Origin of the sequence: Comamonas sp., from assembly GCF_009360615.1 — a bacterium.
Taxonomy (GTDB): domain Bacteria; phylum Pseudomonadota; class Gammaproteobacteria; order Burkholderiales; family Burkholderiaceae_C; genus Comamonas.
The window spans coordinates 1-12,513 of the sequence record NZ_SPEY01000001.1; the positions used below are offsets into that span (position 1 = coordinate 1).

General features: G+C 62.0%; 14 protein-coding genes. 5 read left to right on the forward strand and 9 right to left on the reverse strand.

The features are described from left to right. The first annotated feature begins 2 nt into the window (after positions 1-2). From queA to E2583_RS00015, 3 genes are all read left to right on the forward strand, one after another. Positions 3-1,091 (forward strand): tRNA preQ1(34) S-adenosylmethionine ribosyltransferase-isomerase QueA, encoded by a 1,089-nt coding sequence (queA, locus tag E2583_RS00005; protein WP_291591998.1) that lies wholly within the window; start codon positions 3-5, stop codon positions 1,089-1,091. A gap of 126 nt (positions 1,092-1,217) precedes the next feature. Beyond that, entirely contained in the window at positions 1,218-2,072 is an 855-nt protein-coding gene (locus tag E2583_RS00010; protein ID WP_291591999.1) for a Wzz/FepE/Etk N-terminal domain-containing protein, read from the forward strand. Between the two features lie 122 nt (positions 2,073-2,194). Then, positions 2,195-3,100, forward strand: coding sequence for a DMT family transporter (locus tag E2583_RS00015; RefSeq protein WP_291592000.1), 906 nt, complete (start codon positions 2,195-2,197; stop codon positions 3,098-3,100). A gap of 16 nt (positions 3,101-3,116) precedes the next feature. Here E2583_RS00015 and E2583_RS00020 read toward each other — a convergent pair whose 3' ends face one another. Then, the gene (locus tag E2583_RS00020; RefSeq protein WP_291592001.1) at positions 3,117-3,854 is read right to left on the reverse strand and encodes a uracil-DNA glycosylase; all 738 of its coding nucleotides are present in this window, start codon (positions 3,852-3,854) and stop codon (positions 3,117-3,119) included. A 160-nt stretch (positions 3,855-4,014) separates the two neighbouring features. Between E2583_RS00020 and E2583_RS00025 the strand changes: the two genes are divergently transcribed. Further along, positions 4,015-4,419, forward strand: a complete 405-nt coding sequence (locus tag E2583_RS00025; protein WP_291592002.1) for a winged helix-turn-helix domain-containing protein — start codon at positions 4,015-4,017, stop codon at positions 4,417-4,419. Positions 4,420-4,440: 21 nt separating this feature from the next. On the opposite strand, the gene trpC is transcribed toward E2583_RS00025, so the two are convergent. From trpC to trpE, 6 genes are all read right to left on the reverse strand, one after another. Continuing rightward, positions 4,441-5,241: an indole-3-glycerol phosphate synthase TrpC gene (gene trpC, locus E2583_RS00030; protein WP_291592004.1), complete on the reverse strand. Its 801-nt coding sequence runs from the start codon at positions 5,239-5,241 to the stop codon at positions 4,441-4,443. Further along, positions 5,234-5,395, reverse strand: coding sequence for a hypothetical protein (locus E2583_RS00035; RefSeq protein ID WP_291592006.1), 162 nt, complete (start codon positions 5,393-5,395; stop codon positions 5,234-5,236). The genes trpC and E2583_RS00035 overlap by 8 nt, the downstream gene beginning before the upstream one ends. Continuing rightward, positions 5,392-6,432 carry an anthranilate phosphoribosyltransferase gene (gene trpD, locus E2583_RS00040; RefSeq protein ID WP_291592101.1) on the reverse strand — a complete coding sequence of 347 codons (1,041 nt, stop codon included), beginning with the start codon at positions 6,430-6,432 and terminating at the stop codon, positions 5,392-5,394. Before trpD ends, E2583_RS00035 begins: the two co-directional genes overlap by 4 nt. A 111-nt stretch (positions 6,433-6,543) precedes the next feature. Next, positions 6,544-7,125: an aminodeoxychorismate/anthranilate synthase component II gene (locus E2583_RS00045; RefSeq protein WP_043003915.1), complete on the reverse strand. Its 582-nt coding sequence runs from the start codon at positions 7,123-7,125 to the stop codon at positions 6,544-6,546. Between the two features lie 4 nt (positions 7,126-7,129). After that, on the reverse strand, positions 7,130-7,459 hold the full coding sequence (locus E2583_RS00050; RefSeq protein WP_291592008.1) for a chorismate mutase: 330 nt from the start codon (positions 7,457-7,459) through the stop codon (positions 7,130-7,132). A 166-nt stretch (positions 7,460-7,625) separates the two neighbouring features. Next, positions 7,626-9,125 carry an anthranilate synthase component I gene (gene trpE / locus E2583_RS00055; RefSeq protein WP_012840114.1) on the reverse strand — a complete coding sequence of 500 codons (1,500 nt, stop codon included), beginning with the start codon at positions 9,123-9,125 and terminating at the stop codon, positions 7,626-7,628. A gap of 428 nt (positions 9,126-9,553) precedes the next feature. Between trpE and E2583_RS00060 the strand changes: the two genes are divergently transcribed. After that, positions 9,554-10,159, forward strand: coding sequence for a chalcone isomerase family protein (locus E2583_RS00060; RefSeq protein WP_043377001.1), 606 nt, complete (start codon positions 9,554-9,556; stop codon positions 10,157-10,159). Position 10,160: 1 nt separating this feature from the next. Here the strand turns inward: E2583_RS00060 and speE are convergent, their stop codons facing one another. Both speE and gph read right to left on the reverse strand, forming a co-directional pair. Next, positions 10,161-11,426 (reverse strand): polyamine aminopropyltransferase, encoded by a 1,266-nt coding sequence (speE, locus tag E2583_RS00065; RefSeq protein WP_291592010.1) that lies wholly within the window; start codon positions 11,424-11,426, stop codon positions 10,161-10,163. A 138-nt stretch (positions 11,427-11,564) separates the two neighbouring features. Continuing rightward, the gene (gph, locus tag E2583_RS00070) at positions 11,565-12,197 is read right to left on the reverse strand and encodes a phosphoglycolate phosphatase (RefSeq protein WP_291592104.1); all 633 of its coding nucleotides are present in this window, start codon (positions 12,195-12,197) and stop codon (positions 11,565-11,567) included. Between the last annotated feature and the right edge of the window lie 316 nt (positions 12,198-12,513).

Here is a 12,513-nt window from a genome sequence, read left to right on the forward strand (position 1 = left end):
GCATGTCTTCCAGCACCCGTGAATTCACACTCAGCGATTTCGACTTCGACCTGCCCGAATCCCTGATTGCCCAGCATCCCACCGCCGTTCGCAGCGCATCGCGCCTGCTTGACGGCCGCAGCCTCCCAGCCACCGACCGCATCTTCCGCGAACTGCCCGATCTGCTGCAGCCCGGCGACCTGCTGGTCTTCAACGACACCAAGGTCATCAAGGCGCGTGTCTTCGGTGAAAAGGCCAGCGGCGGCAAGATCGAGCTGCTGGTCGAGCGCGTGCTGCAGAACAATGAAGTCGTGGCCCATATGCGCGTCAGCAAGAAGCCCTTGCCCGGCGCCAAGATCCATCTTTGCGGCGGCCTCGGCAACGGCGGCTTCGAAGCCACGCTGCTGGGCCGCTGGCCCGACGAGAACGGCCCCCTGTTCCATCTTTCCTTCAAGGGCAACCAGGGCGAGTCGCCCTATGAATTGCTGGAGCAGTTCGGTCACCTGCCGCTGCCGCCCTATATCGAGCGTCAGCAAAACGCCGAGCACGATCCGGATGCAAAGGAAGACAGCGAGCGCTACCAGACCGTGTTCGCAGCCCACCCCGGCGCCGTGGCCGCACCCACGGCAGCCCTGCATTTCGACGAGTCGGTGCTTGCCGCCCTGCAAGCCAAGGGCGTGGAGCGGGCCAGCGTCACCCTGCATGTGGGTGCCGGAACCTTCCAGCCCGTCAAGACCGAGAACCTTGCGGACCACACCATGCACAGCGAGTGGTACGACATTCCCCTGGCCACATTGGCCGCCATGGAGCGCTGCCGCCAGCGGGGCGGCCGCATCATCGCCGTGGGCACCACCACGGTGCGCACGCTGGAGTCCTGGGCCAAGTACGGCAACATCACCGGCGACACCAGCATCTTCATCACCCCGGGCTTTCAGTACCAGGTGGTCGACATGCTGATCACCAACTTCCATCTGCCCAAGAGCACCCTGATGATGCTGGTCAGCGCCTTTGCGGGCTACGAGCACATCATGGACATGTACCGGCACGCGATTGCACAGCACTACCGCTTCTTCAGCTACGGGGACTCCATGCTGCTGGAACGCAAGCGCTGATCTGCAACAGATGGGGGCCGCCCTGCCGGCTCCCGGCATAAGGCGTTACAGAAACACTGGGTCCAATCTTTTCTTGGTGGTAGATTTCACTGTTTTGTCAAAGTGCATATTCATTCAGAAAAATCAATGGAAGTTCAAACCCCACAAGACGAAGAGTTGGATCTGCTGGACCTGCTGGTCACTCTCGCGGAAAACTGGAAGATTCTGATCTTCGGCCCACTGCTGGCAGGCATCGTGGCCTATGGAATCGCCCTGGTGATTCCCAGGACCTACGAAAGCAGCTCATCGGTTCAGGTGGAGCGTTCCGGCTCCAGCTTTACCGCTCCCATGGCCGCCAGCCTGGCGATGTCGGCGGACGTGCTGCAACAGATTGCCCCCGTTGCGGGCCTGGATGAGGGCCTGACCAAGGAAGAAATCTATCAAAAGCTCAGCAAGCGCATCACGGTCAGTGTCGGCAAGCAGGACAAGCTGCTGAACATCTCCACCCAGGCCAAATCGCCCGAAGCGGCTCAGACGCTCAACCAGGCCTTGCTCGATACCTTGTTTCCTCTGAGCAAGCCACGCGGACTGGAAAAAAAGCAGCTGGAAGTGCAGCTGGCCTCCGAGAAGGCGCGCCTGGAAGAGGCCCTCAAGCTGGAGCATGACACCGCCGCCAATCTCTCCTCCGGCAAAAGCTTCACCGAAGCCACCAGCCGCCTCTATGGCGAGCTGCTGGCCGCCAACAGCAATCGCCAAAAGGGGATTCTGGACATGGAACGTCGCCTCGTAGGCCTGGACAACGACGATGTGATCCAGATGCCGACCCTGCCCGAACGCTCCATCAAGCCCAAAAAGCCCATGCTGGCCATTGGTGCGGCTGCAGCCACTGGCCTGATCCTGCTGCTGTTCGTCTTCATCCGCCAAGCGCTGCATACCGCCAAGGAGTCCTCGCCGGAGCGGGCCGGGAAAATTGCGCGTATTCGTAACGCCATGCCCTGGTAAGCCTTCACACTCCCTCCCGTGCCCGCGCCCCGCAGTGCGGGCATTTTTATGGGCGCCCACAGCAAGCCAGACGCTTCGCCCCCTGGAATGCCTCACGTCCATGGACGCCAATCACTACGGACATGCCCCTTCGCTGGCTCTCTCCCACGCTCTCCCCGTCAGCGCAGTCTGCCATCCGCGGTGTTCTGCTCACCATCCTCGCCTGCGCGTTGTTTGCGGTTCTGGACAGCGCCACCAAATTCACCGGCAAACTGCTTCCGGTGCTCATGGTGCTGTGGCTGCGCTTCATGGCCCAGGCCTTGGTCACCAGCGTGCTGGTTCTGCCCCGGCTCGGCCTGCCGGCCCTGAAAACCCGGAACCTGAAGTTTCAGCTGCTGCGAGCGATCTCCGGGCTGTTGACGACGGTCTGCGCCTTTTTCTGCATCCAGAACATGCCCCTGGCCAATTTCACGGCCATCTGGTCAGCGGCACCGCTCTTCATCGTGGTCGCATCGGCTCTCTTTTTCAAGGAACAGGTCAGTCCTTCCCGCTGGGCGCTGCTGGTGATCGGCCTGCTGGCCGTGGTTGCGATCGTGCGGCCCGAGAACGATGGCCAGGCCCTGGGTCTGGCTGCTCTGTGGCCGGCGGGTCTGCTGGTCTCCGGCACCACCTACCAGGTGCTGGGTAGCCGCCTCTCCCGCCTGGACTCGCCTCCAACCACTCAGCTTTACTCCACATGGTTGCCCTTGCTGCTGACTACGCCGCTGGTCGGCCTGGTATGGCAGCCCATCGATCAATGGCAGATCTACGCGGCGGCAGCCGTGATGGGACTCTGCAGCGGGATCGGTCACCTGATGCTGTTGCAGGCATACACCCACGCCACGCCTGCGACAGTGGCCCCATTCCTTTACAGCCAGATTGGCTTTGCCATGCTGCTGGGCTGGCTGTTCTTCGGACAGCTTCCCGACCACATCTCGCTGGTCGGCATGGCCGTGGTGACGCTCAGCGGCATGATGGGGGTCTGGATCGGGATCCGGGAAAAGCGCTAGATCCTGTCCGACAGGCTCAGTAGCCGTGTTGGAGCCTGAATGCCCGGGCCTTGCCGAAATGTCCGTTGCCGATAAAGGGCACGGGCGGCCTCAGCGCCGATAGCGGCGAAGGGTGGTTGCTCATCAGCACCAGATGGCCTCGATCCTGTGGAATCAACACACGCTTGGACTGTGCGTGCGAGCCCCAGAGCATGAAGACCGTGGGTCGCCCCTGCTCAGCCACATGGCGGATCACGGCATCGGTCAGCTCTTCCCAGCCCTTTTTGGCATGGCTTGCGGCCTGCCCCTCTTCCACCGTGAGGCTGGTGTTGAGCAGCAGCACACCGTGCTGCGCCCAGCTGACCAGACTGCCGCCGGGGTGGGGAAACGCTGGAAACGGGGTCCCCAGTTCGCGCTGCATTTCCTTGAAGATGTTCTGCAACGAGGGCGGCAGGCGCACGCCGGGTGCGACAGAGAATGCCAGCCCTTCTGCCTGTCCTCGCCCGTGATAGGGGTCCTGCCCGAGGATCACGACACGCACTTCCTCCGGCGGCGTCAGCTCCAGGGCCCTGAGGGGGGCCGGGGGAAAGATCACCGCACCGGCCTCCAGCCTTTGCTGCAGAAACTGCAGCAATTTCTGGCCGGTGCTTCCGGCAAAGAAAGCATCGGCAAGGCTTTGCCAACCCGCACAGACCGGCCAGTCCCGGGGGTCTGCACTCGTCAACTGGGTCCCTGCGGCGGTGTTCGCACTCATGCTCTGGCTGGTGAAGTTCATGCCTTGATTTTCTCTATGACCACAACCGTTCCGAACGATTCTCTCAAGGGTTGCGGCTCAAAATACCTGATTTCAGTGAGTGACACATTCTGACATTTTGCAAAAAATCGACTCCAACACAGCTCACCACCTGGCTGCCCGGACTCACATGGAGTTATTCATGCACACCTCTTCTGCCAGTCACTCGCAGGTCTCAGCCGCACATGCCTTCTTCTGCGGCACCCGCCCTGCTTTCAGCCTGAATCCCCAGGGTTTCAAGTTTGCCGATTGGGAGTTGCGCCTGCGCTCGCGCAGCCTCATCAGTGCATCCGGGCATGAGGTGGGTCTCACCAAAAGCGAATTCGCGCTGCTGCTGGCCCTGCTCAAGCGTCCGAGGCAGATCATGAGCCGTGAGCAGATCATGGACATGACACAGGCCGAAGATACCGTCTTCGACCGCGCCATCGACGTACAGATGCTGCGCCTGCGCCGCAAGATCGAAACCTCCAGCCGTACTCCCACGCTGCTCAAGACCAAGCGTGGCGCCGGCTACTTTCTGGATGCCGACGTACAGGTCCTGCGCTGAACCGGGGCAGCCACCCGCTGCCTACTGAAACAGCTGGGCCAGGGCCTCGCCCGGTTCGCGGGCACGCATGAATGCCTCCCCCACCAGGAAGGCATCAATGCCGGCCTCACGCAGGGTCTTCACATCGTCCCGGCTCAGGATGCCGGACTCGGTCACCAGCAGGCGATCGGCGGGCACGTCCTTCTTGAGCGCGATCGTGGTCTGGATATCGACCTCGAAACTGCGCAGATTGCGGTTGTTGATGCCCACCAGCGGCGTGCTGAGCTTGAGAGCGCGCTGCAGCTCCTCGGCATCATGCACTTCCACCAGCACATCCATGTCCAGGCTGTGCGCAATCTGTTCCATCTCGGTCATCTGCGCATCGTCCAGGCAGGCGGCGATCAACAGCACGCAGTCGGCGCCCATCACCCTGGACTCGTAGATCTGATAGGGATCCACCATGAAGTCCTTGCGCAGCACCGGCAGCAGCGTGCTCGCGCGGGCCTGCTTGAGATAGTCAGGCTGCCCCTGGAAGAACTGGCGATCGGTCAGCACCGACAGACAGGCCGCGCTGATCTTGCCGTCGCCCACCATATAGCTCTGGGCGATATCGGCAGGATCGAAATCGGCCCGAATCACGCCCTTGCTGGGGCTGGCCTTCTTGACTTCGGCGATCACGCCGGCCTGCCCCTTGGCGATCTTGGCACGGATGGCGCCCACGAAGTCGCGCGTGGAGACACGGCTTTCTGCATCGCGGCGCATCTCGGCAAACGGCACGGCCTTCTTGGCGGCGGCAACTTCCTGGACCTTGACGTCGCAGATTTTCTTCAGAATGTCAGACATGGTTTTCCTTGTTGGCGGCAGCATCTGCCGGGCCGCGCAATACCTTCATGATGACGCGGTGCATGGCTATGCCCACCACGATGAACAGCAGGGAGACGCCCAGCACGATCCAGGTGCCGGGATCGCTCCAGATGGGCGCATCCAGCAGGCTCATGCGGCTGCGCCGAGCTTTTGCGAATAGGCCACCAGCTCCTGTAGCTTGGCCAGTGCCGCGCCGCTATCGATGGCCTTCTGCGCACGCTCCAGGCCCTCTTCGATCGAGCTGGCCACATTGGCCGCATACAGGGCAGCGCCGGAGTTGAGACAGACGATATCGCGCGCCGGGCCTTGGTCCCCCTGCAGCACGCCCATCAGCATGGCCCTGGACTCCTCGGGATTCTCGACCTTGAGCGAGCGCGTACCCGCCATGCGCAGGCCAAAGTCCTCGGGATGGACTTCATACTCGCGCACCACGCCGTCCTTGAGCTCGCCGACCAGCGTGCCCGCGCCCAGGCTGATTTCATCGAGGCCATCGCGACCATAGACGACCAGCGCATGCTCGGCGCCCAGGCGCTGCAGGGCACGCACCTGAATGCCGACCAGGTCTTCGTGGAACACGCCCATCAGGATATTGGGCGCGGATGCCGGGTTGGTAAGCGGGCCCAGGATGTTGAAGATGGTGCGCACGCCCAGTTCCTTGCGCACGGGGGCCACGTTCTTCATGGCAGGATGATGGTTGGGCGCAAACATGAAGCCTATGCCCACATCGCGTATGCAATCGGCTATTCGTGACGGGTTGAGGTTGATGTTGACGCCCAGCGCCTCCATGGCATCGGCGCTGCCCGACTTGCTGCTGACGCTGCGCCCGCCATGCTTACTCACCTTGCCGCCCGCCGCCGCAATCACAAAGATAGAGCAGGTGGAGATGTTGAAAGTGTTGGCGCCATCGCCGCCGGTGCCGACGATATCGACCAGATTCCTCTTGTCGTGCACGTTCACCTTGTTGGAGAACTCGCGCATCACCTCGGCCGCAGCCGAGATCTCGCCAATGGTTTCCTTCTTCACGCGCAGGCCGGTGATGATGGAGGCCGTCATCACCGGCGAGAGCTCGCCGCGCATGATCATGCGCATCAGATGCAGCATTTCGTCATGGAAGATTTCACGATGCTCGATGGTTCGCTGCAGCGCTTCCTGGGGAGTGATCATTGCAATATCTCTCTATGCTTTTGGGAGCTGCTTGCACATACCAATACTTGATTTCCCATTGTTTTTATTCTGAAATCAAGCAGTGACATGCGCTGGCAGCTATCAATAAATCAGCGTTTATTTCTGCTCGAGAAAGTTCTTCAGCATGGCATGGCCATGCTCGGTCAGAATGCTCTCGGGGTGGAACTGCACGCCCTCGATGGCCAGCTCGCGATGGCGCACCCCCTGGATTTCACCATCTTCGCTGGTCGCCGTGATTTCAAGGCACTCGGGCAGCGTGCTGCGGTCTATGACCAGAGAGTGATAGCGGTTGACCGTGAACTGCCTGGGCAGGTCGGCAAACACGCCCTTCTGGTCGGTGCTGATCACGCTGGTCTTGCCATGCATCTGCTGGCCCGCCCGGATGATGTCGCCGCCAAAGGCCGCGCCAATGCTCTGGTGACCCAGGCAGACGCCCAGAATCGGCAGCTTGCCTGCGAAATGCTTGATCGCCGCCACCGAGATGCCCGCCTCGTTGGGCGAGCAGGGGCCGGGCGAGATCACCAGCCGCTCGATGCCTTCGCGCGCAATCAGCGCCTCGACTTCGGCCACCGTGGTTTCGTCGTTGCGCACCACGGTCACCTCCGCGCCCAGCTCGCCAAAGTACTGGACGATGTTGTAGGTAAAGCTGTCGTAGTTATCGACCATCAGCAGTTTCATGGTCTTACTCCCCTGATTTCCTGGGTTCACGCAGACGCGCAAATTCCTGGTGTTCGTAGTCGATGCAGGCCTCCATCAGCGCACGATAGACGGTCTCCATCACATCGGGCTGGCCGCCCTCCTGCGCCGTGCGCTCACGCACGCGGCTGACGATGGCTTCGATGCGCGCCTCATCGCGCACCTGGCTCACATCACCCTTGATGCGCGCGGCCTGCTGCATATAGCCGATGCGGGTGACCAGCAGCGGCACCAACACATCGTCGAGCGCATTCACGTTGCGGCGCACATCTTCCATGGTGGTGCAGTGCTGCACCTTCTCAATGGAACGATTCATTGCATTTCTCCATCGCGTGGCAGGTCAGTCACTGCACTTGAAGCTGTTGCATCGCCTTGCAGGAGAGGGCCAGCAAGGGCCGCCCCGCAGCGTGGGCTGCCCCAGCAAAGGCCGTCGTCCCCCTTCAAGGGAGAAGGTGCGCAGCGCCTCAGGGAGTAGTCGTTTTTCATTCCAGACCTTCCTCAACCAGTTCTGCGGCGCGCAGCAGGGCGCGGGCCTTGTGCTCGGTCTCTCTCCATTCCAGCTCGGGCACGGAGTCGGCCACCACGCCGGCAGCGGCCTGCACATAGAGCACGTTGTCCTTGATGACGCCGGTACGGATCGCAATCGCCAGATCCATGTCGCCGGCAAAGCTCAGATAGCCGCAGGCACCGCCGTAGATGCCGCGCTTGCTGGGTTCGAGCCGGTCGATGACTTCCATGGCATGCACCTTGGGAGCCCCCGTCAATGTGCCGGCGGGGAAGGTGGCCTTGAAGACATCCATATTGTCCATGCCGTCCTGCAAGATGCCTTCCACATTGCTCACGATATGCATGACATGGCTGTAGCGCTCCACGGCAAAGGCCTCGGTCACCTTGACGCTGCCGGTCCTGGCAATGCGGCCGATATCGTTGCGTGCCAGATCGATCAGCATCACATGCTCGGCACGCTCCTTGGGGTCGGCGATCAGTTCCTGCTCGGTGGCCTTGTCGGCCTCCACCGTATTGCCGCGCGGACGGGTGCCGGCCAGGGGGCGGATCGTGACCTTCTGGCCGTCGGGCGTGCGCTCCTGGCGCACCAGAATCTCCGGGCTGGCCCCCACCACATGGAAATCTCCGAAATGGTAGAAGTACATATAGGGGCTGGGGTTGAGCGAGCGCAGCGCGCGGTACAGCGACAGCGGCGAGGCCGTGAAACGCTTGTGAATGCGCTGGCCTACCTGCACCTGCATGAAGTCGCCCGCCGCAATCAGCTCCTTGGCTTTTTGCACGGCGTCCAGATAGTCCTGCTTGTCGAAGCTGCGCTCTGCGGGATAGCTCTCGCCGGCACGGATCTGCGGCGCGCTGACCGAATAGCGCAGCTGGTCCTTGAGCTGGCGCAGGCGCTTCTTGGCGCGGGTATAGGCTTCGGCCTCGCCGGGGTTGGCGTAGACGATGAGGTAGAGCTTGCCCGAGAGGTTGTCGATGACGGCGACCTCTTCGCACTGCAGCAGCATGATGTCGGGGGTGCCCAGGCTGTCGGGCGGACAGCTGTTCTCCAGCTTTTTCTCGATATAGCGCACGGCGTCATAGCCGAAATAGCCGGCCAGACCGCCGCAAAAACGCGGCATGCCCGGCGTGACGGCCACCTTGAAGCGCTGCTGATAGGCCGCGATGAAGTCCAGCGGATTGCCGCCGGCTGTCTCCACCACCTTGCCATCGGTCACGACCTCGGTCCTGGCCTGGTCACCGAAGCCCGAGGCGCGCACAAAGCTGCGTGCCGGCAGGCCGATGAAGCTGTAGCGGCCGAAGCGCTCGCCGCCGACGACGGATTCCAGCAGAAAGCTGTACTTGCCGTCGCCATTGGCATGGGCCAGCTTGAGATAGAGGGACAGCGGAGTTTCGAGGTCGGCAAAGGCCTCGATCAGCAGCGGGATGCGGTTATAGCCTTGGGCCGCAAGCGATTTGAATTCCAGTTCCGTGATCACGGGAGAAGCTCCGGGAGTCATGGCGCATGGTGCATCTGCACAAGTTTGATTGCGAAGCAGATGACGCGTTTGAAGAGAGGATGCGCCGGTTCATTCCAATTGGCCCGAAGTATGCAACGCATGGGGCCGCGGGGTGCACGCCGGGCTCGTGCCGGGTGCTTCAGCAGTTCAGATGTGCAGGCTTACGCCAGGGCCAGGCTCCCCGGTCTCCACAACCTGCATTGAACGTGCGATGAATGAACATGATGCGGACAGTGTAGCGCATAGCGCCGACGCGCAAACAATGACGCTTCTATGCCGTGCAATGACTTCCATGCTGGGGACAGTCCTTATTGCGATGAAATCTGGCAGACACAAATATGCACGACCGTTCGCAATTCAAGGCCACCTGCAGAGCGGCCAGGAACAACCAACACGAGGAGACATTCATGCCCAGCTTACGTTGGCCACAGGCTTTGCTGCTGGCTGCAGCGCTTGCCAGCTTTGCCCTCCATGCTCAGGAGCGCCCGACTGAACCCGTCAAGTTGCATGGTGTGAACTACGCACCCAGCTTGCAGTTGCAGGGTCAGGCCCTGCAGCTCAACGGTGCAGGCACACGTTACAAGGCCGTTTTCAAGGTCTATACCGCCGGCCTGTATCTGGAAAAGCCGGCGCGCAGCCTGCAGGAAATCGCCGCCCTGCCCGGTCCCAAGCGCATCAGCGTGACCATGCTGCGCGATATCGACTCGGCCGAGCTGGGCAAGCTGTTCTCACGCGGCATGGAAGACAATATGGAGCGGGCAGCCTTCTCCAAGCTGATTCCAGGGGTGATGCGCATGAGCGAGATCTTCACCCAGCACAAAAAGCTGCTTGCAGGCGAGACCTTCATGGTGGACTGGCTGCCCGGCCAGGGCACCATCGTGACCGTCAAGGGCCAGCCACAGGGCGAGGCCTTCAAGGAGCCCGAATTCTTCAACGCCCTGCTCGGCATCTGGCTGGGCCCCAGGCCCGCCGATCAGCAGCTCAAGAAAGCGCTGCTGGGCGAGGCCGGCTGACTCACTTGAGCAGCTCGCGGTAATAGTTGGGCAGCGCAAACAGCGCGCCGTGCACCTGCTCGTTGTAATACTGCAGATCCCGCACCTTGCGCTGCCTGAGGCGTTCGGCCAGCTGCGGTGCCTTCAGCTCCAGCGGATCGAGCTCATCGGAGGCCACGGCCAGCCCCCAGTAAGCGCCGTAAAGCGGAATGTAGAGGCCGTAGCAGCGGACCACGGCAAACTGCTGGCGCAGGCTGCGCACCAGTCCGGCCACCTGCGGGCCGTGGAAGACGGGGCTGCCCAGGTGCAGCACCAGCGCGCCGCCCGGCGCCAGCACGCGCTTCATGCGTGCCAGCGAGCCAGGCGCATACAAGGCACTGGCCGGAGTGTCGGGATCGGTCAGATCCATCAGCGCCAGATCAAAGCGCTCATCCGTGGCCTCCATCAGGGCCAGGCCGTCGCCTATGCAGACCTCGACACGGGCATCATCGAGCGCCCCGCGATGCACGGTATGCAGATGCTGGCGCGAGAACTGCACCACGGCCTCGTCCAGCTCGGCCAGCACCACACGCTCGATGCTCGGATGCTTGAGCAACTCCTCGGCAGCCCCGCCATCGCCTCCCCCCAGAATCAAGGCCTTGCTCGGCGCGGGGTGGGCCATGGCCGCCGGATGCACCAGCGCCTCGTGATAGAAAAACTCCTCCCCCTCGGAGGTCATGAAGCAATCATCCAGACGCAGCACCTTGCCGAACTGCGGCGTCTGCAGCAACTCCAGCTTCTGATAGGGGGTCTGCTGCGTCTGCAGCGACGTGGCACGATAGCCAAAGCGCGCATGGGGCGTGAGCTGCTCCAGGGCCCATCCGGATTCGGAGCCGGGTGCCTGGTGCGGGGCCTGGCCTTCCGGTTGCGCCATGCCGATGTCGCCGCGCATCAATTGCTGGCGCAGCACCTTTCGGGGCGCGAAAGCGTCGATCACGCCCTCCATCAGAAGGCGGGCCTTGTCCGAGTTGTCGGCGGAAAAATTGCACACATAGACGTCGATGGTGACACTGCCCGTCTCGGGCCAGGTATGGATGGCCAGATGGGATTCCGCCAACAGCACCGTACCTGTCACCCCGCCGGGCTGGCCCTCATAGGGAGGAAACTTCACCCAGGTGTCCTCCACCAGGGTCAGTCCCGAGGCCACCGTCTGTTCGCGGCAAAGCCCGGCGATGGCATCGGCATCGAGCATGTAGCGTTCGGCGCCCGCACATTGATAAAGGTCGGCCGTCAGGTGCAGTCCGTGCATGTGGCGTGAGCCCCCCTTCGTTCTCTGCCGGCTGCAAAGCAATACATGAACCGGCATGGGTTGAAACAAAGCTCACGACTCTAGCAAACAAGCCTATCCGCACTCATTCCTGCCAGAAATGCAAACCAACAGGCGGCATCACACCGCAAGTTGCACCAGGGAATCCAGGTGGGCCCTGGCCTCGACCGCCGTGATGGGCTGGCCGTGGTTGTAGCCATAGGTCATCAACACCACCGGACAGCCTGCAGCATGGGCGGCCTGGGCATCGTTGCTGGAGTCACCCACCATCAGCGTGCGCGCAGGCTCGCTGCCCAGGGCCTTGCAGGTCTCGACCAGCGGCAGCGGATCGGGCTTCTTGCGCGCGAAGGAGTCACCACCGAACACGCAGTCGAAAAAGCCGTCCAGTCCCTTGGCAGCCAGCAGGGGCTGGGCGAAGGACAAAGGCTTGTTGGTCAGACAGGCCATGCGCAGCCCCAGGGACTGGAGGGCCTGCAGGCCCTCGGCCACGCCCGGATAGACATCGGCAAACTGGCCGTTGATGGCCAGGTAATGGTGCTCGTAACGCTGCCAGGCCCGGGGATACAGGGCATCGATGTTTGGTGCCTGCACATGCGCGAGCACGGAGCGGATCAGGTGCTCGCTGCCCTTGCCCACCATGTTCTCGATGACCTGCGGCGCGATGCCCGGCAGTTGCAGGTCGGCCAGCATGCGGTTGAGGGCCTCGGCAAAGTCCCCCAGCGTGTTCACCATGGTGCCATCGAGGTCGACCATGACGGCATCCAGCTCCAGGCGGAGCAACGGAATAAAGTGTCGAATCACGGAATAAAGTTTGAAATTTTCCTGGCTCGTATCGTACGCCCTGCAGAATAAAGTTTAGAAGCGGCAGCCTTCTCCGGGCATACAAACACCTGGAAACCTAGGGCATGTCTGACCTAGTTTCGCTGGCGGCACTCCTTTGCACGGTCCAACACTATGTCCTGGATCGTGCCTCACGCCCAAGCCCACCAAGGCTTCAGGACTGTTGCAAATCGGTAACTCTTGCTCAGTGGATTTTTAGCCGATAGCACCTCATCTTGGGCTGCTGCCG